Raw genomic sequence first — 19143 nt, 5'->3', positions numbered from 1 at the left:
ATGACTATAAGGGATTCTTTGCTGTTTGGGATGAACCTAACCAATTTTTAAAGAGAGCAAAATTTAATTGTTTTTTTGTTACTAAAATGAAAAAACAATATTCAGGTAAAATTTTCAAAAATATTCCTTCCTATCGAGTTTTAAATTCAATCGTACAACCCCAATATTCAACTCTAAGTTACCCAGAATCAGTTAAAAAATAATTAAAATCCCAATCATAATTAGTTAAAATAGACTTATCTCTATAGGAGGAATACGTACATAATGAAGACAACAATATTAATTGCAGATGATGATGTTAATATCCGTAGGGTGACACAGCTTTATTTAGAGAAAGAAGGGTTTCAAACAAAAATCGCCTGTGATGGCAAAGAGGCACTTGACATATTAGAACAAGAGAAAATAGACTGTGCGGTTATTGATTTGATGATGCCAAATGTAGATGGTTGGGAGCTTTGTGAAAAAATTAAATCTAATTTCGAGATTCCCGTTTTGATGTTAACAGCTAGAGCTGAAACAAATGATACCATTAAAGGTTTTAAACTAGGCACAGATGATTATGTCACAAAGCCTTTTCATCCAGTTGAGCTTGTTATGCGAGTGAAATCCCTCTTAAAAAGATATGGTGTAGCTTCGGCCGGGAGAATAACTTTTAATGATATTTCCCTTGATAGTAGCAGCTATAAGGTTCAAATCAAGGATGAGGATTTCTTGCTACCAATTAAGCAGTTTGAGTTATTATATATGCTAGCAAGTCAAACTGGAAAAATTTTTACAAGAGATCAGCTGATCGAGAGAATTTGGGGACTTGATTATGAAGGAGATGAAAGAACAGTCGATACTCACATAAAAAAACTCCGAAAGCAATTTAAAAATTATGAGGACATTCTGCAAATTACTACTGTAAGGGGACTTGGTTATAAATTAGAGGTTTTATCATGATCCGATCTATTTATATCAAAAATATTTTAAATTATTTTATTGTTATTATTGTGTCATTGATACTTTCCTTTTTAATCACGTCTCTTTTTTTTCAAAATCAAATTATCAAAATTCGCGAAACGGAGGTCATTAACCAAGGAAAAGGAATGATTAATTTATACGAAAATTTAGGTGATAAGGGTTTTGATGAATACTTAAAAAGCATTTCCTCCTTACCTTATGAGGTATATCTTTATGATCAAAATGGCTTGGTATCCAAAACACCTAATGTTCCAAAATCCAGAGAATTTAGTAAAAAGACGATTAGGGATGTTATTGCCGGTGATGTCTATCGAAAAGAAGTTGAACCACTTTTGATTGGACTACCATTTGAAACTAAAAACGGGAGATATGCGTTATTTATTAAACCTAATTTGACAGAACAATTTAGTCAGATTCGAAATATTTTATTAACTGCATTATTTATCGTTTTGTTTATCGGAACCTCGCTGATTTTAACCACAACCCGATTTTTAGTCAAACCTCTTGTTAGAATCACCCATGCAACAAAAGAATTAGCAAGAGGAAATTTTCAAATCCGTTTGAATGTAAAAAATAAGGATGAAATAGGACAGTTAGCCCAAAGCTTTAATTTCATGGCAGAGGAATTAGATAAAACGGAGCAAATGCGTAAGGATTTCATTGCAAACGTGTCCCATGAGCTTCAGTCACCGCTAACAGCTATTAGGGGGATGGCAATCGCATTGAAAGATGGCGCTGTGGAAACAGTTGAAGAAAAGCATTATTTTGAACTTATTGAACAAGAGAGTGAACGTCTTTCAAGTTTAACCAAACAATTGTTGAACTTGTCAATCCTTGAAGCGAACAAGTCTCCGTTCAATCCTAAGCTATACCTCCTAGATCGACAATTACGAAATCAGCTTGTTACGATGCAATCTTTATGGATGGAAAAGCGCCTTGACATTGATTTTGACATTCCAAAGCTTGAGGTTTATGCTGATGAATCATTAATGAATCAAGTGTGGACCAATTTATATTCGAATGCCATTAAGTATAATCGGGAAGATGGGAAAATTTCCATTCGAGGACATGAACAAGGTCATCATGTCGAAATCATCATTAGAAATACAGGTTATGGTATACCTCAAAAAGATATACCCTATATTTTTGAACGCTTTTATCGAGTAGAAAAAGCTCATACGAGAACCACCGAAAGTTACGGGCTTGGATTAGCAGTAGTCAAACGGATTATCGATCTACACAATGGAAAAATCTTTGTAAATAGTATAGAGGGTGAAGAAACAACTTTTAGGATTATTTTAGGAAAATAGGAGCAAACAGTTGCGGAAAGCAGTCCCTTTTGGGTCTGTTTTTTTATGTAAAAAATTAAAATTCTTTAAACACGATCAAAAGGTCACATAGAGGACACAAACTTATTATATTCTAGTTCGTGTAATTTGAATCAGAGAGGGTGATTATTTTTGAACAAAATATTGAAGTTTAGCTTAAAAAATACAGTTGCAATCATTTTGCTTGCTGTACTTGTAATTGGAGGTGGAATTTATTCTACTAAAAATATAAAAGTAGAAACTTTCCCAAACGTCACGTTTCCAGCTCTATTTGTGCAAGCAACCTATCCGGGTCATTCGACACAGGAATTGGAACAACAACTTACCATTCCAATTGAAGATAGTATTAAGCAGCAAAAAGGATATGACACTGTAACCAGTACTTCAAGAAACAATGCGGCAACCATTTCGGTTTCTTATCCGTTCGGTACAGATATTGACAAGCAGAAATCTACACTGGAAGCAGCTATTAATAAGGTAACATTTCCTGATGGCGCAAAGGTAGAAGTCATTAAAATTGATAAGGGGGCACAAGCGGTTTATGAGGTCGCTTTTGCTGGCAATGACAATCAGGATATCCAATCATCCATTGAAAATGACCTTGTTCCAACCCTTGAGAAGATAAGTGGTGTTGGTACGGTTACGCTTGATGGCGCAAAAACCCAAAAAGTTTCAATGGAATTAAATCAAGACATGGCACAACAATATGGCTTGACACTCGCAAACATTAAAGAAGCTATTCAATTGAAAAATTATAAGGCTTCATTTGGTCAAGTGAACAGTGGAGGAACCAATATACCTCTTGTTATGGAAGGGAATAGTACAAGCATTGATGACTTAAAAAATATTGAAATTACTGTTGGGGGACAAAGTCAGCAAACCAGACCAACTACAGGAACAATAGGATCTACAGCAGGGTTAACAAGCGGTACAAAAGGACAAACAAACAGTTCTGCAAAACAAGTGAAATTAAAGCTGTCAGATATTGCTACTATTGCAACGACATCAAGCAAGGATGTAATTACGCGTTTCAATGGAAAAGACAGCTATTTAGTTTCTATAACCAAGACACAGAATGCAAATACTGCGGAAGTTGTCAATAATGTAAAAGACAAAATCTCATCGTTTAATAAAAATCACCATTACACGATTTATACAGTGACAGATCAAGGAAAAGATGTGGAAAATTCTATTTCTTCACTCCTTAAAGAAGGTGGCTATGGCATACTATTTTCCATTCTTGTCATTTTGATCTTCTTACGTAATATTCGAGCAACTTTAATTGCGATTGTATCTCTGCCGATATCAATTTTGTCAACGATTGCAGTATTAAAGCAATTTGATTATGCCTTGAATATTATGACACTTGGAGGAATGGCCGTTGCCGTCGGACGTATTATCGATGACAGTATTGTTGTGATCGAGAATATTTTCCGCTGGCGCCAAAAAAACAAAGATCTCAGCATGAAACAAGTGGCTTTTCATGCGACGAAAGAAGTATTTGGAGCGGTAACCTCTTCCACTTTAACGACATTGGTTGTATTTGCACCAATCGCTTTTGTAACGGGAATCATTGGGGAAGTCTTCCGGCCGTTTGCGCTTGCCGTCGTGTTCTCCATTTCGGCTTCATTGATTGTGGCAATTATTTTGGTCCCAGCATTAGGGAGCATATTTTTCAAAAAGATTAAACAGGTGGAAAAACCAAGCAGGCTAGCAGGTCTTTACGAGAAGTTTTTAAGAGGAGCTTTTCGCAAAAAAACACTCGTTATTGTATTATCACTTCTTCTCTTAGTCGGTTCATTTGCGATTATTCCTAAATTAGGAGTTACGTTCTTGCCATCAAGTAATGCAAATCCAGCCATGCAAGTAAAAATAACGGTTCCAAGTTCTTTAAGTCTTGATCAAATGGATTCGGTGGCAAAAAATGTGGAAAGCTATTTGAAAAATAAAAAAGGGATTGACTATAGTCAATTATCAATAGGAATCTCAGACAATTCAGCCATGATGAAAGGCGGCAGCAATAATGTCATTCAATTTTTCATCCAATTGAAAAACGGGCAAAATATAGATGAGCTTTTAAGTGTGTATCAAAAAGATTTTGAGAAAATTGCTCATAATGACTATAAAGGTTCGACGGTTACTGTTAAGCAGACACAAAGCGGTGGTATATCATCAGGTAATAATCTTGATATTCAGCTTTACGGTTCTGATCTTACGAAGCTAACGGAAGTATCCAATCAAGTTACTAACTTATTGTCGAAAAATAGTCAATTGAAAAATGTTACGAGTAACTTAGGAGATGAGCAAACACAATGGAAGTTTGCCATTAGTTCAGATGGAGACAAAGCGGGAGTTACGTACCTACAGTTGATGTCAGCAATTCGCGAGTATGTGTCAACAGTTATGGTGGGTAACTACACCATAAACGGAACTATTCAAGAAGTTGATTTAAGTTATGATAAAAAAATTGCTTCTAAAACAGATCTTGAAAATATTGAGATTAAAACTTCAGAAGGTACGAAAAAAGTAAGTGAGGTAGCGACAATTCAAGATGTAAATGTTCCGACTACATTGTACCATGATGATGGCAATCAACTTGTCAAAGTGTCTGCAATTATCAAAGGAAACAATACTACCAAAGTATCAACTGATGTCAAAAAAGATATCAATTCCTTGTCATTACCAAAAGGTATCACCGTTTCATATGGCGGGGGAATTAAAATGATCTCAGATGGTTTATCAAGTTTAGGCCTTGCCATGGGAGCCGCTATCGTTCTTGTATTCTTTGTGTTAACTGTAACTTATTCAGGGTTTTTGACACCACTTGTTATCTTGTCATCTCTTTTATTCGTTCCAATTGGAGCACTTGGCGGTTTACTAATAAGTGGGCAGCCAATTTCGATGAGTGCCATGATTGGGATGTTAATGCTGATCGGTGTCGTGGTTTCGAATGCCATCGTATTGCTTGATCGTGTGGAAAAAAATAGAAAACGTGGATTAGTACTGAATGAAGCGATTGTAGAAGCTGCAAAGATACGTTTACGGCCTATCTTAATGACAGCATTTGCAACAATCTTTGCCCTTATTCCATTGGCAACGTCGACCTCATCATCTGGTTTAATCTCACAAGGGTTAGCTGTCACCGTTATTGGTGGTCTAACCACTTCAACATTGTTAACCTTAATCTTTGTACCAGTACTTTATTCGCTGGTTGGTAAATTTAGAAAACATCTAACAGATGATGATTCCTAAATTAGTTGAAAGTGATTGGTGAAATTTATACGCATCAAGTGCTTGTCTAGTGCCAACGGTTACGGCTCTGGCCACGTGAAATTGTTGAGCGATGTCCACACTGACAACGAGATGTTTAACGTAAATTCTTTCTATTAGTTGATTTTGTTTGTTTTGCATTTTAAACTTCATAGTAGGGTTCCTCCTAAAGTTGTGAGTTAGAGTGGTGTCTATACTCATATCTTACTGGGGAGCCCTATTTTTTTCAAAGTCGAAAAATAACGATCTACAGGAATGCTATAGGGTGCTTTAGCAGAAGAACAAAGTGACGAAGAAGGAAGATATGTCTTTTACTGTTATCGTGGAATTAGAGAATATCTTCAAATTACTTTCTAAAAATCAGGCTTTTAAACACTAATATTTATACGAAATTTTGAAGTTGTGCTTATTCAACAAACGGGTCATTTAATGAGGTCACAGTAAATAAAATAGACAAGTAAAAGAAATATCCCCTGAATCGTAATAAATTGTCTATACGATTGTTACTGGCAATTAACTGATGTATGTTTTGGCAGTATGTTTATAATATCTTTCTGAATCATAACTAAGGGGTAAACCTGTATATTCACTAGTTCATATTTGTGAAGCGATGCTTACTGTGCTAACGTGACAGGATACTTTAATAAGGGTTAAATTTAAACGGCTGTAAATTACTTTGTGGAATATAATGTAAGGGAGAGGGGTGTTTTTATTTGAATGCAATTTGGTCTTTTATTATTTTTATTCTCGGCATTTTGGGATTTGCTTTAATAATCGACTTCAAGCGAAAGAAAAACAATATTACCCCTCATATTCGATGTTGCTAATAACATCCAATAGGAATTCTGAAATAAAAATTAAATATTTTAAGTGTATTCAAAAAACGACCGTTTATGGATAAATTTTCAGAAATCCAAAATGGTTTATTTTTTTACTAAAATTTAATGAAATACTGCTTGAAATTGGTATGAAAACCCAAATGTGCGAAAAAGATTTAACAGACCTTTTTTCGGACTAAAAATAGGTGGAAATCCATGAAGCTTGGGTACGCACGTGTTTCAACCGATAATCAGGATATGTTAATGCAAATAGAAGCACTTAAATATGCTGGCGAAAGAACATGTATCCAGAATGAAAAACGATAGACCGGAATTACAGCGCATGCTTGATTATGCCCGCGAGGGCGATGAAATTGTTGTTTTTAAGCTCGACAGAATAAGCAGAAGCTTAAAGCACTTGGAGGAGCGAGTTGATGAGTTCGAATCGCGTGGAATACAGTTTATTTCACTTTGTGAAAAAATAGATACAACAAGATCTTCGGGTAATTATTTACCGCCGCCCATACATTTTTACTCAATCTGCATAGCTTATAATAACCGTTCGAAAGGAGATAAAAATTATGTCTGATGGTGTAGGTTACGGCAAGGGATTTGCATTAATCGTTGTTTTGTTTATCCTGTTAATTATTATAGGTGCCGCCTATTGTTGGTAAATAAAAAATAAAAAAAGGGTGAATTATATGTTTGGCTACGGCGGATTTGGCTATGGAGGGTGCGGCTGTGGTTATGGCTACGGCGGTTACGGAAATACGTTCGTTTTAATTGTAGTATTATTTATCCTGTTAATTATTGTTGGATGTGCTTGCTACTATTAAAAGACTTAAAGGGGTCCTTTAAAAGGACCCCTTTAAGTCTTTTGGAAAATTATTAATGTGGTGTTCTGCTAAAGGTACAACAAAATTATTTTGTTTGATATCATTTTTATTTTTTATAAATCGCCCACACATAATATACTTTTAGGCGTAATCTATTGTAAGCCATCCAACCAAGATACATTAGCATTACCTCACGAAGAAGCCGGTATCCAATACTGACTTCTTCGTACATTTTTTTAGGAGTTTCAATAATATCCTTTCAGACATTGAGGAATAAATTATTTTTGATTTTTTTAATGGTTGATTTGTCCAAGCCAAGCTTGTTTTACAAAATATACATAGAGTGAACAAACAAAAGGTGGTGAGAATTAATAGTAGTAGCCGCCAACAAAAGCTGCACCAACAATAATTAACAGGATAAACAATACAACAATTAAAGCAAAACGATGATGATGATGATCAGACATAATCCATCACCTCCCGTTCCAAGTTGCTAAAGTACTTACAATATAATTATAGTGATTTTGACAAGATTGGTTTGGACAAACATCTTAACAAGAATAAATTCGACGTTCATCCTGAAATCACACAAAAAAGCCTGCAAAATATGCAGGCGTTTGGAGGTAAAATACCGCGCTTGGCGGATTGTACAGTTGGTATTAATATAGTATGTTCTTACAATAGAAGTGATTGGACAAGGTGTTCAATAGTTGTGAAATTTGGAAAAAAGGGCTCTTCCTTTTTTCTAACGTTAGTAAAGTTCTCCCTCTTAATTGTGACGGAAATCTTTAGGATTTATTTTTTATATTTTTTATAAAAAGTCGAAACAGCATAAGCTTTTATTCATACTCTAATGTATGCCATCAGCCATCAGTCATATTTACCGTTTACCGTAATACAAAGCATTTACCTCCTGAAGAAGAACGGTTCTATGGAACTCCTGGATAAAATTCCAGGAGTTTTTAATAATTGCCCATACAATTATTCTCAATTTGAATAGCTTATAATAACAATCCGAGAGGAGGTATATTTATGTCAGATGGTGCATATGGTGGAGGATTTGCCTTAATCGTTGTGTTATTTATTTTACTCATCATTATTGGTGCTTCTTTTTGTGGTGGTTGGTATTAAATAAATGAAATAATTATTCATTAAGAAAGGGGAAAAACTTATGTTTGGGTACGGTTACGGATGGGGCGGCTGCGGTTATGGTGGCTATGGAGGTTGTGGTTACGGGAACACATTTGTTTTAATTGTAGTATTATTTATCCTGTTAATTATTGTTGGATGTGCTTGCTACTATTAATATGTTTAAAAGGTCCTTTCCAGGGACCTTTGTTGTTTTACAGTAGAATCATTATGGGATTTTATGATAAATGTGACACGGTAGTTAATGATTTCTTTTTTTAGAAAAGCCCATGCAGACTTGCTCTTAGGCATACTATTTTGTGAACCCGTTACCGTGTCATTATCAAAAATCAGTCAACAACCACATCGTGGCTATGGACCCTAGACTCCTTTAATAATGACACTTGTTCTTTACGAAGTGCTTATTATTACGTTGCTATCAATAGGGTTTATTTAATAAATATGGGCAAGTATCCAATTGGGGTTTGCCTTATTGATTTTTGTGCAAGCTTCAAATATTTTAATATTTAGTCTGTATTAATATTAAAGAATCATCAATTAGATTGTTAAGATTTTCACATAACCTAAAGGGGGCATTAATACAATAAGGAACAAAATTAAAGAGCCCGAAGATCCAGAAGGGAAATAAAGTTGATTTATTTGTACCAATTAAAAAAAGAATATCTTGAAAACTTAGGCTTCAAAAAACAAAAGTGTTACCAATCTGTGGTGACACTTTTGTTTTTGTAACGGAGCAGTTTAATTAAAGCGTAATTATTCACAATCTGTATTATTAAATGTCCTTTTCTTCCACACAAAATGACTCCCACCAGATGAAAAAGGAGAATGAATTCATTATGAAATCATTCCCTCAAATAGTTTGAAACTTAAAGATTTTTATAATAAAACGATAGACATTGCACTTTTTCAAAAGTTGATTCTTCTACTGGTTATCTTCTAATACAAAAAAGAGCATTGTGTTAATACCCATAGCTTCAAGTTTTCTGATTACTAATTCAACGAGTAATTTTTTTATCCCTTGTCCCTGATACTCTTTTAAAATATAGATAGAACTTAATTTTTCGGGTTTTCCCTGTAGGGAAAATCCGAAAAACAAACAAACTGTACAAGCTTGCATTGCTTGCAAGTTAACTTGAAGCGCCAATCGACTCTCTTGCAGGTTGATTATTTACAAATAGCACCTTTGTTTTGTTCGGATAGCCGTATATAATTATTTCATAAGTTTTGGAAGGGTGCGCACACATGACAGAATATATGTGCCCTGGAAGCGGCAAAAAAATGGGTCATTTCTGAAAGAAGGTACAGAAACTTTGTGAAGAATAACGGATACCGGGTATTACAAAGTTTAGTCGGATGTGGCTTATTCCAAAAAGTGCAGAAAAGCCCTTTGATAAAAGGCTTAAAATGATTTAAACTGAAACGGACTCATCGAATGATTCAGGGGTTGCATGTCATATCCATTATCATGATAATACTTCAACAATGGCTCTAAATGTTCAAAAGTTGACAATTTCTCATGCAATAGTACAATTAGTGGGGATTTGCCTGCCAGCTTCTCCGTTTGCAGTTCCACATTTTGCAAATATTCCCCATTTCTTAATTTCCAATCCAAAGAGTCGATGGTCCAATCCCAAAGTAACAAATTCTCATTGTCCACTGCTTCTTTAAATGAAGGTGTAATATATGGAACTGAACCATATGGGGGCCGAATTAGTCTAGTTTCTTCACCAGTCAATTCCAGCACACATTTAATTCCCTGATTCATCTCCGAAACAAAGCTTTCTGGTGAATGATAAACTTTAGATACCTCATGTGTAACTCCATGAACCCCAACAGCATGTCCATCACGAACCATTTGCTTAACAACTTCTGAGTACGTTCTCATATTTGGTTCCATCATAAAAAACGTGGCCTTTGCATTATACTTTTTTAATAGATTTAAAATGTCATATGAAAATGGACGCGGACCATCATCAAAAGTTAAATAAACGACTTTTCCAGTTTTCAATGGCACTTTTTCATTCAACACACTTTTTGAATGAATTTCCTTGAAATTCTTATGATTCGATACTTCGTGCTCTCCAGTAGTAATAGATTGTGAATTGCTTTTTTTAACTTTTGCCTCCTTTTCATCTATGCTACCAATAATTAAATAGAATAATAGCACGAAGAGTAGAATCAGAGTTCCAACCATTAATTTCCCCAAATGATTTAATTTACGCCGTCTCTTTGGTGTAGATAGTACTAACAATTAATATCAACCTCTCAATATATTCCTATTACTCACCTAAAAAGATTTATCATTTCATCTTGCTATTAGACTTCTTACGAGCATTTCGATTTATTGCCGCAAGCTCACAGACTATCCCAGTGGCTAATAAAAACAATAAACTTTCGACCATGAAAAATCTCCCGAATAGTGATTTAGACAACTTTTTGCATCTGTTCATCTTGTAGCATCTGGCTTTTTTGGTTTTCTTCTTTACGCTGACATAGATTATTTTGAATGAGAGCTGCAATGACTAGTAGGGTTCCTACTATATCAAAAATGGTTATTTTATATCCTTGTATCATCATAATGATCAATGTAGTAATTGGAACAAAGTTAATAAATAGAATTCCATTAATAGATGATAAAATTTTCACACCATAGTTCCAACTAAGTAATGCCACAATTCCTGGTAGTACTGCCATAAATACTAGATCATATTTAATATAAGAAATCGTCCCCACACTTGGAGCTGACACAAGCCCTAGCATTGTAAGGATTATCGTAATGATACCTGTGACAAATGTTCCGAATACACAAGTTAATGTAGAATAGCGGAGCGTAGACCAATTAGGAAAAGATTGTCCGCCCATCGTATAAATTACCCACCCTACAACACCAAGGAAAATAAATGCAATAGGAAAAATACTATTTTTCAAAGTAAGAAAGAAAGTCATATCCCCTTTTGTAATAACAAAAAGAGTTCCAACAAATGCAATGATCATACTAATAATCATATACTTTCGTGGTTTCACATGTTTATAACCCCATAGAATGGCAATTGAAATTATTGGCATAAGTGCCTCCATAATTGACGCTACCATTACACCAGCTTTTCCTAATAACATTTGGCCTAAAAAAACAAGTACGTTGTAAACAGTAAAAGCCATGCTTCCGAAGAAGACGAGTAACCTTCCTTTTCCTTCTAAATGAAATGCTTCCTTACCTTCTTTCATCCATAAAAGAACAATTAATACTATGGATACTGCTCCATATCGAATAATTGAAAAATAGAATGGATTTATATATTCTAGAGCATGATCGGCAACAGGAAACATTGCTCCCCATGACATACTTGCAATTAAACATGAGATTACTCCCACAATCATTTGCCCTTTTTTCATAAAAAATTCCCCGTTTCTATATAGAGATATATTTAACACTTTGAAATTATAAGAAAGAAGGATGTTTATGTAAAATGATTGAAAGTGATGTAATCCATCACTTATAATGATATTTCAGAAAGGGGGAGGGCTTTTTGGAACTAAGAGACTTACAAATTTTCCAAAGCGTCGCAAGTCAAGGAAGCGTCAGCCAAGCAGCAAAGGAATTAAATTATGTCCAATCCAATGTAACAGCACGTATCAAGCAATTAGAAAAAGAACTTAAAACGCCCTTTTTTTATCGCCATAAAAGAGGAATGACTTTGAATGCGGAAGGCCGGAAAATGCTTGAATACGTTAATAAAATTTTGCAGGACGTCGAAGAACTGGAGCAAGTATTTTTAGATAGTGATTCACCAGCAGGAATGTTAAAAGTAGGCACAGTTGAAACAGTAAGTGAATTACATACGATTCTTGCTTCTTACTATAAGGAATACCCCAATGTGGATTTATCCCTACAAGCAGGTTTAACTGAGGAGCTTATTCAAAAAGTAGCAGATTACCAGTTAGATGGTGCTTTTATAACTGGACCTATTAAACATCCACTTTTAGAACAATATGATGTAAGTACTGAAAAGCTTGTTCTTGTTACACAAAATCAAACTTTTCATTTAGAGGATATTATCACAACACCACTTCTTGTTTTTAATAAAGGATGTGGATATCGTTCTAAGCTAGAACAATGGTTAAAAGACGAAGGCCTAATGCCAAAGAGAATTATGGAATTTAACATATTAGAAACAATTTTAAACAGTGTTTCAATTGGCCTTGGGGTTACACTTGTTCCACAATCTGCGGTTGAACATCTTTCTACGACAGGCAAAGTTCATTGTCATCCGATTCCAAGTGAGTACGGTAATTTTTCGACCATCTTTATACGTCGGAAAGATGTATACATGACAAATTCAATGCAAAGTTTTTTGGAAATAATTTCAGAGCATCGTCATATAAATAGTGTTAGTAGAGGCTAAAAATTATTAAGCAAAATGTACTAGATTAAATACCATTAAAAATGATGTTAATTTAAGAATGGACAACAAGCATCTCCTCACGTTGCAGAGGCACATGAGGCCCCCTTCTACTCGACTAGTAAAAAAGAAATGGTATAATAAAAAGTTGGAAGATGCTTGGGGGGTTGCTCGAATGGCTATTGAAATCATAAATCTATATGTGGATGATTTAAGGGATTGCCCTGACGGATATATAAACATTAAAGAAGCAATACGTTACATAAAAAAATTTAAGGTTCATATTCTCTCTTTAGACCACGATTTAGGTGAAGATATTGATGGAAACTTACTTCCAACAGGATATGATTTGGTCAAGTATATCTGTGAAAAGGGGTTACGTGCAGATAAAATCTACCTTCATACAGATAATGTTGTAGGAAGAGAAAATATGTATCAGACGCTAAAAGCCGCCCAAAGAAGGGAATTATTGAGAAGGATATAGAGATATATCATTATTCAATTACACCCAATAAATACTCAGGATAATTTAGTTACATCTCATCCTTATTCAGCTTAACGGGTGCATTTCAACAATAGGTGGTGACGTTTTTTTACTAACATGGAGTTGAATAAAGCATGTATCTTGACAATCGTTTTTACACAATTATAATGGATATTAGAGAGTCTTATAGTCTTTAATAGATAGGAAGGGATTAATACATTGAAGTACTCAAAAGCAACTAATTATGCTCTTCATACAATGTTAAATTTAGCCTTGTCAAAATCAAGCAAACCAATAGGGGTACAGACACTAGCAGAAAAGCTGAATGTTTCACCAACTTACTTATCTAAAATCCTAACCAAGCTTGTAAAAGAAGGAATGGTATCTTCTGTGTCAGGAGCAAATGGTGGATATTCATTGACAAGAGGCTGGGAATCCATTTCTTTTCTTGATATTATTTTTGCGATTGAGGGAAAGTCATCATTGTTTGAGTGCGGATTAGACCATGGACCTCAATGTCAGATCCAAAAAGTAATGTTGAAGTCCGAAAAAAAAATGGAAGAAGAATTAAGGAGGCAAACCCTGGCTGATTTAGCTAAGACATCTGAATAATTTAATTGATGTCTTTTTTTATCCTCCTATTATAGATAATAAAGGTCTTTAATGTATTTAATTAAAAGGAGTGTATATTATTATGTTAGATTGTGTAATTGTAGGTGGAGGTCCAGCAGGTTTAAATGCTGCACTTGTATTAGGCAGGGCAAGAAGAAATGTGATTTTATTCGACAATAGCTCTCCAAGAAACGCAGTTACCCAAGAGTCGCATGGATTTATTACAAGAGACGGAATTAAACCAAGAGAATTTAGAGAAATTGCTCATCAGGACATAGCCAAATATCCTTCTGTAATGATTAGAAATGAAAAAATTACTGACATTAAAAAAAAGGGAATAATATTTGAACTCGTAACAGAAGAAGGGGAATGTATTCAAACAAAGAAAGTTATTTTAGCAACTGGTCTAAAGGAAATCCATCCGTCCGTGGAAAACCTTATGGATTATTACGGGAAAAGTCTTTTTAGTTGCCCTTATTGTGATGGCTGGGAGTTGAAAGACCGTCCGCTAATAGTGTTATCTGAACTCCCATCTGTGTTTCATATGGTAAAAACTGTTTATAATTGGAGCAAAAACTTAATCGTTTGTACTAATGGACACAAGGTTTTAACTACGGAGCAAAAAGACGTGCTTCAAAGAAAAGAAATAAAGGTATTTGAACAAAAAATTAAAACTCTTGTTGGTGAAAATGGGTTTTTAGAAGCTGTAATTTTTGAGGATGATGAAAAAGAAAAGAGGGATGGTGGATTTGTGACTCCCGAATGGATTCAGGCTTCACCTTTTGGAAAATCTTTAGGTTGCGAAATAAACCAGCTTGGTGGAATCATTACAGATGAGTTAGGCAGGACAAATATTGAAGGTGTTTATGCGGCAGGTGACACATCCGTTATCGCTCCTTCACAAGTGATTATTGCGGCGGCTCAAGGAAGTAGAGCCGCAATTGGAGTGAATACAGATTTAACTCTGGAGGATTTTAATTAAAACATTGTGAAACAATGTACTTAAATGTAGTGTAGTGCTTCATTAAGTGAATACGTCATTTTGAAGTTATTTTTAAATATTGTCGAACCCTCTACTGGAAGTAAGTACAGGCAATTTGTCACTTTACTTGGAGCCTCTGCGGGCATGATTATAAGCCATGAAGCCAGGTGTATCAAGGATTCTGGCTCAGCCAAAACAGGCTATCATGCCCGTCACTCCAAATAAAGTGCACGTCTCTACAAGAACGACTGCACTTTGACGTGGTTAGCTTTACATACAGTAGATGAATATATGAATAGCATTACAATACCATTGAAAACAGAATTTGTCGCCGCTTTATTATTATTCTTTATCGAAATTCCATTTGATAATAGAAAAAACAGTAATTCAACGGTGTATTCTTCAGCTAACGAGTGCAATTGTAAAAAACAATGGAGGACTTATGAAAATAGGAGAAAAAGACGACCTAGTTATTATAGATGGATTTGAAATAGAAGGTTTTATTGATAAATCACAACGTTGTTCTATTTGTAATTTCAACTTGGTTTACTATGAAGATTTTGATGCTTATCTTTGTCCGTATTGTAACAACTGGACTGAATCTCAATGCAGTGACCCTAACTGTCATTATTGTCCTAATCGACCTGATAAACCTTTACCAGTTAAATAAAGTCCTTGATCTAACAGGGGCAAGAGTTTAGAACGGTTCTGCTTCCGCAGTTTATTCTTCCTACAAACCTTTAATAATATATGGAGAAAATAAGATATGACACTTTTATATGTAGGAATTAGTTGTATTATTATTGGATTTGGTTTTAGTTCACTTAGTTTTTATGAAGTTAAAGATGGTTTGAAAATTCTATTTGAAGAACGAAGTAAAATAAGGAAGGCTGCTTTTTTTTGGGTTAGACAATAAAATTCACTCCTTAAATATTTTAAATTGGTTTTTATAATTTACTCAATAAAATATTATGTGGACAATACTCTTGTCCATGTTAAAGGTAATAAATGTTGTAAGGATAAAGTGGAAATGAACTGGTCTCTTCAACTTTGTGAAGATTTTCACTTAAACTATCGGGTGCAAGAGTTCAAGATCAAAATGAGTTGCCGCCGCAACTCATTTTCTTATTGTGCTAACGTGGCAGGTTAGTTTTTATGTAAAGAAAAAGAATAGAATCCCTTATTAAAATACATTTTAATATATGACAGAACTTTATTTAATAGCTAAGGGTGATTTGCTTGGGGAACCAAAATAGAAGAAAGCTATATATTGTAAGATCTTGGGGCTCCAATGTGCTCAAGTTAACAAATCCTTGGATTGTTGGATGGTGGTCTGCTACTTTTCCTGGTTTTGGACACTTATTATTAGGTGATTTCACTCTTGGGTCAATTCTGGTGCTTTTCGAACTTGCCGTGAATAACTTTTCCCATCTCAACAGCAGTATTTATTATTCTATGCTCGGGGATTTTGACCAAGCAAAGGAAGTCTTGGATAAGAAGTGGTTTTTAGTTTATATGCCCATTTACATTTTCAGCATTTTTGACAGCTATCGACGGGCAGTTGAAGTCAATAAAGCCTATATTCTTGCCTACCGAGAAAAGAAACAAGACTTGTATTTTCAGCATCTTTCCCCAATTGGTGTTAGTCTATTAGGCAAATCATCCCCTGCTAACTCCGTTATTTGGGCATTCCTTTCGTCAGGAATATCCTCACTGTATTTTAAGAACATTCCAAATTTGATATTCGCTCTTTTTTGGATTGGTGTATTGTCCTGGAAGTCCAGGTTGCTTGAATCTGTTTTGTATTCATTTATCTTGGATTTTAATATGGCTAAGACTGTATTAAATCCCCAATGGCTGCTGTTTGTTCCATCTGTTTATGTATTTTTTTTATACCACACTTATTTAATGAATGTATCCAGCAACAAGATATTCGATATTACGCTATCCAGATTTCTCAAAAGGGATTTTCAACAAATCAAATTTCCTTTGCCGTTAAAGGAGGAATAAAATTGTATATCATAGCAAGTTTTGACTATTCTTCCTCATTGGAAGTCGCCCTTACTGAATTAATGGAGAACGATATTTCCCAAAGTGACATTCTTGCTCTCCCTCTGGATAAGAGAACTGAAGCTCCGCGATTATTTGATAGTATGCATTATGCAGATGGAACAAGTCTTGTGATATAGCTGGGATATTAGGGTGCATTTTTATGCTTCTCGGTTCCATTTACGGCTTTATACTAGAATGGGGTCCCATCTTTTGGGCCCTTATTGGGCTTGTGTTTGGGCTTGTTTCTGGTTTTCTTATTAAATGGTTTTACATTAAGGCAAAATATAAAAGAAAATTTAATACTAGTAAAACAGAGGTTTTTTTAATGGTTTACATAAAAGATAAAACCAAAGTGGAAAAGGCAAAGGAAATTTTATGGCAGCACAATGCACAAGGACTTACGCTTTTTTCAAAAGGATAAAAGGTTTTAATTTTTTCTTTTTCTTTTTCTTTGTCTTGTTGAACTAACGGGGCAGGTTAATGAAAAAAGAAGATAGGATGGTTAACGGGTTCCGTTTCCTATCGCAAAATGTGAATTTACAACTAAAAATGTATAGTAACATGTATATTAATTTGCACCGCTTTTTGCGGTGATTTTTGTTTATAAAAAATAGCCTAGTCCCATATGACTAAGCTATTCCCATATTTATTTATTTATTTATTTATCCATTGAACTAAAGCACCCGTAAATAAAATAAGATTGAACAAAACTTATTACTCTTCATCATCAAATTCATCATAACGTTTTTTTCTTAGATAGTAGACCACTGTAAACGAAAATAAGAAGCATCCAAACATTACTCCCCCTATTATAACGGCATCACGAACAGTTCCTTCAGGAGTAAGAATCGTAATAACACTAAAAATAACTCCTACAACAAGTGAGATAAATACATTTTTATAATAAGGTCCTTGCTTTTTCTTATTATGAGTTTCATATTCATCAACTGATATTCTTAAATTCAAATATCCCAGTATAACTGAAGTTCCCATAAAAACTAACCATAACGGATTATCTGTAACGTGTGTAATTCCTTTACTTATTCCATCGTAAATTAAAATTCCTAGGATGCATATTGTTTGGAAAAGAAAGGCGATACGGATATTTCTCAAATTTTGAATGATTAAACGTTCATCTTTAATTATTTTCACTGTAAATCCTCCTTATCAATCCAAAATAGTTCGTTTAACGATTTATTAACGGCATAACATATATCCAAACATAATTTTAATGAAGGATTATACTTTCCCTTTTCAATTAAACTAACAGTCTGCCGAGTAACACCTGTTTTTTCAGCTAATTGCTGTTGTGTCAAGTTCATTTGTATACGAGCCATTTTCACATTATTTTTCACTTTATGTATATCCCTCCTTATTTTTATTGTAACATATATATTGCGAAATTCAATATATATATTGCATTATGAAATATATATATTGCATATAAATTTTTTAATCTCTTTTATAAAAAGTTTGTGAAGAAATATACTTAAAGTAACGGGTGCAAGAGTTAAAGATTGGGATGGCTACGGCGATTCCTTTTTTCTTGTACTAACGGGGACATTGATCCAAGAAGGATTAACGCTCATTTTAAGAATTAACACTTATTTTTGCAGAAATTCCTGAACAACAGTCGGTTTAGTGGAGGAAAAACGACTGCATCTCTTATTCAACAATTGAGCCAGATTGTTGCATAAAGAGTGTGATGAAAAATGTAAATTGTGAAGAATGTATGTTTGAAATAAAGTCGCGATGTTTTGAAAAAAGTTTAACCGTTAAAGAAGGGTGATTTTAAAGGAAACATTGTTGTATCAAGTTTTATGGAAACTTTCTATTAAACTTTTTTATAAAAATTTGTACACTAATTCACAAGAATGAATCAATTTTGATCAATCTTTTTTCAAAATGGATTTCTTTTCTTTTGTAGTAAAATATGGGTTTGTCGAACGTTTTTGCTCAAACTTTATTATAAAGCTACAAAGATTTTCACTTAAACCGAACATATACTTGTTCATAAATTGTATGCAATAAGATGTGATGCAGAAAAGATTAATGACTTAAACTATAGGGTTGCAAGAGTTAAACAAAACGTTGTTTCGGCAGCGTTTTTTCTTATGTGCGCCCGGCATGGGCGATAACTTGGTGGTGAAAGTCCACTACAGGCTTGGCAGTAGGAACTGTTAGCCAATAGCAAGGGTGTCCACCGTGAGGTGGAATCTGAAGGAAGCTGGAGGCAAATTCTCGAACTG

Annotated in this window: 23 protein-coding genes and 1 pseudogene; 16 read left to right on the top strand and 8 right to left on the bottom strand. The window is 34.4% G+C overall.

The window, feature by feature from the left end; genetic code table 11:
• Positions 1–264 precede the first annotated feature (264 nt).
• The 3 genes from KHA99_RS16925 (at position 265) to KHA99_RS16915 (ending at position 5543) form a co-directional block, all read left to right on the top strand.
• The gene (locus KHA99_RS16925; RefSeq protein ID WP_213118631.1) at positions 265–942 is read left to right on the top strand and encodes a response regulator transcription factor; all 678 of its coding nucleotides are present in this window, start codon (positions 265–267) and stop codon (positions 940–942) included.
• Positions 939–2273: a sensor histidine kinase gene (locus KHA99_RS16920; protein WP_213118630.1), complete on the top strand. Its 1335-nt coding sequence runs from the start codon at positions 939–941 to the stop codon at positions 2271–2273. The genes KHA99_RS16925 and KHA99_RS16920 overlap by 4 nt, the downstream gene beginning before the upstream one ends.
• A 150-nt stretch (positions 2274–2423) precedes the next feature.
• Positions 2424–5543, top strand: a complete 3120-nt coding sequence (locus tag KHA99_RS16915) for an efflux RND transporter permease subunit (protein WP_213118629.1) — start codon at positions 2424–2426, stop codon at positions 5541–5543.
• Here KHA99_RS16915 and KHA99_RS16910 read toward each other — a convergent pair.
• The gene (locus KHA99_RS16910) at positions 5523–5714 is read right to left on the bottom strand and encodes a hypothetical protein (protein WP_213118929.1); all 192 of its coding nucleotides are present in this window, start codon (positions 5712–5714) and stop codon (positions 5523–5525) included. The two genes, KHA99_RS16915 and KHA99_RS16910, sit on opposite strands and share 21 nt — an antisense overlap.
• 951 nt (positions 5715–6665) lie before the next feature.
• On the opposite strand from KHA99_RS16910, the gene KHA99_RS31540 reads away from it, so the two are divergent.
• The 3 genes from KHA99_RS31540 to KHA99_RS16895 are packed head-to-tail and all read left to right on the top strand — an operon-like array spanning position 6666 to position 7215.
• A complete protein-coding gene (locus KHA99_RS31540; RefSeq protein WP_213118628.1) occupies positions 6666–6968 on the top strand; it encodes a recombinase family protein in 303 nt (100 codons plus the stop codon).
• The gene (locus KHA99_RS16900; RefSeq protein WP_213118627.1) at positions 6961–7053 is read left to right on the top strand and encodes a YjcZ family sporulation protein; all 93 of its coding nucleotides are present in this window, start codon (positions 6961–6963) and stop codon (positions 7051–7053) included. Before KHA99_RS31540 ends, KHA99_RS16900 begins: the two co-directional genes overlap by 8 nt.
• Before the next feature lie 27 nt (positions 7054–7080).
• The gene (locus KHA99_RS16895) at positions 7081–7215 is read left to right on the top strand and encodes a YjcZ family sporulation protein (protein ID WP_213118626.1); all 135 of its coding nucleotides are present in this window, start codon (positions 7081–7083) and stop codon (positions 7213–7215) included.
• Between the two features lie 368 nt (positions 7216–7583).
• Here the strand turns inward: KHA99_RS16895 and KHA99_RS16890 are convergent, their stop codons facing one another.
• On the bottom strand, positions 7584–7682 hold the full coding sequence (locus KHA99_RS16890) for a YjcZ family sporulation protein (protein WP_213118625.1): 99 nt from the start codon (positions 7680–7682) through the stop codon (positions 7584–7586).
• A 565-nt stretch (positions 7683–8247) separates the two neighbouring features.
• On the opposite strand from KHA99_RS16890, the gene KHA99_RS16885 reads away from it, so the two are divergent.
• On the top strand, positions 8248–8346 hold the full coding sequence (locus KHA99_RS16885; RefSeq protein ID WP_213118624.1) for a YjcZ family sporulation protein: 99 nt from the start codon (positions 8248–8250) through the stop codon (positions 8344–8346).
• Positions 8347–8386: 40 nt separating this feature from the next.
• Positions 8387–8521, top strand: coding sequence for a YjcZ family sporulation protein (locus KHA99_RS16880; RefSeq protein WP_213118623.1), 135 nt, complete (start codon positions 8387–8389; stop codon positions 8519–8521).
• Positions 8522–9286: 765 nt separating this feature from the next.
• Here the strand turns inward: KHA99_RS16880 and KHA99_RS16875 are convergent.
• The 4 genes and pseudogenes from KHA99_RS16875 to KHA99_RS16860 form a co-directional block, all read right to left on the bottom strand.
• Entirely contained in the window at positions 9287–9508 is a 222-nt protein-coding gene (locus tag KHA99_RS16875) for a GNAT family N-acetyltransferase (RefSeq protein ID WP_213118622.1), read from the bottom strand.
• 255 nt (positions 9509–9763) lie between these two features.
• Complete coding sequence (locus tag KHA99_RS16870; protein ID WP_249366708.1) at positions 9764–10615, bottom strand: polysaccharide deacetylase family protein; 852 nt, start codon at positions 10613–10615, stop codon at positions 9764–9766.
• Positions 10616–10685: 70 nt separating this feature from the next.
• Positions 10686–10766 (bottom strand): annotated as a pseudogene (locus KHA99_RS16865) (YrzO family protein); the annotation flags it as partial.
• Between the two features lie 22 nt (positions 10767–10788).
• A complete protein-coding gene (locus KHA99_RS16860; RefSeq protein ID WP_213118620.1) occupies positions 10789–11757 on the bottom strand; it encodes a DMT family transporter in 969 nt (322 codons plus the stop codon).
• Between the two features lie 134 nt (positions 11758–11891).
• On the opposite strand from KHA99_RS16860, the gene KHA99_RS16855 reads away from it, so the two are divergent.
• The 8 genes from KHA99_RS16855 to KHA99_RS16820 all read left to right on the top strand — a co-directional run bounded on the left by KHA99_RS16855 (position 11892) and on the right by KHA99_RS16820 (position 17031).
• Entirely contained in the window at positions 11892–12767 is an 876-nt protein-coding gene (locus KHA99_RS16855) for a LysR family transcriptional regulator (protein ID WP_213118619.1), read from the top strand.
• A 172-nt stretch (positions 12768–12939) separates the two neighbouring features.
• Entirely contained in the window at positions 12940–13248 is a 309-nt protein-coding gene (locus KHA99_RS16850; RefSeq protein ID WP_307852080.1) for a cyclic-phosphate processing receiver domain-containing protein, read from the top strand.
• A gap of 219 nt (positions 13249–13467) precedes the next feature.
• A complete protein-coding gene (locus tag KHA99_RS16845) occupies positions 13468–13860 on the top strand; it encodes an Rrf2 family transcriptional regulator (RefSeq protein ID WP_213118618.1) in 393 nt (130 codons plus the stop codon).
• A gap of 79 nt (positions 13861–13939) precedes the next feature.
• Positions 13940–14842, top strand: a complete 903-nt coding sequence (locus KHA99_RS16840; RefSeq protein WP_213118908.1) for an NAD(P)/FAD-dependent oxidoreductase — start codon at positions 13940–13942, stop codon at positions 14840–14842.
• 255 nt (positions 14843–15097) lie between these two features.
• Positions 15098–15331 (top strand): YrvL family regulatory protein, encoded by a 234-nt coding sequence (locus tag KHA99_RS31535; RefSeq protein ID WP_213118617.1) that lies wholly within the window; start codon positions 15098–15100, stop codon positions 15329–15331.
• The gene (locus KHA99_RS16830) at positions 15285–15512 is read left to right on the top strand and encodes a hypothetical protein (RefSeq protein ID WP_213118616.1); all 228 of its coding nucleotides are present in this window, start codon (positions 15285–15287) and stop codon (positions 15510–15512) included. Before KHA99_RS31535 ends, KHA99_RS16830 begins: the two co-directional genes overlap by 47 nt.
• A 623-nt stretch (positions 15513–16135) precedes the next feature.
• On the top strand, positions 16136–16852 hold the full coding sequence (locus KHA99_RS16825; protein WP_213118615.1) for a hypothetical protein: 717 nt from the start codon (positions 16136–16138) through the stop codon (positions 16850–16852).
• A 2-nt stretch (positions 16853–16854) separates the two neighbouring features.
• Positions 16855–17031, top strand: coding sequence for a hypothetical protein (locus KHA99_RS16820; RefSeq protein ID WP_213118614.1), 177 nt, complete (start codon positions 16855–16857; stop codon positions 17029–17031).
• A gap of 577 nt (positions 17032–17608) precedes the next feature.
• Here KHA99_RS16820 and KHA99_RS16815 read toward each other — a convergent pair.
• Complete coding sequence (locus KHA99_RS16815; protein WP_213118613.1) at positions 17609–18046, bottom strand: branched-chain amino acid ABC transporter substrate-binding protein; 438 nt, start codon at positions 18044–18046, stop codon at positions 17609–17611.
• Entirely contained in the window at positions 18043–18249 is a 207-nt protein-coding gene (locus KHA99_RS16810; RefSeq protein WP_213118612.1) for a helix-turn-helix transcriptional regulator, read from the bottom strand. The genes KHA99_RS16815 and KHA99_RS16810 overlap by 4 nt, the downstream gene beginning before the upstream one ends.
• Between the last annotated feature and the right edge of the window lie 894 nt (positions 18250–19143).

It is taken from the genome of Neobacillus rhizophilus, assembly GCF_018343535.1.
GTDB lineage: Bacteria > Bacillota > Bacilli > Bacillales > Cytobacillaceae > Neobacillus > Neobacillus rhizophilus.
Note: the sequence above shows the minus strand (reverse complement) of the source record. Positions and strands in the feature narration are given on the sequence as shown.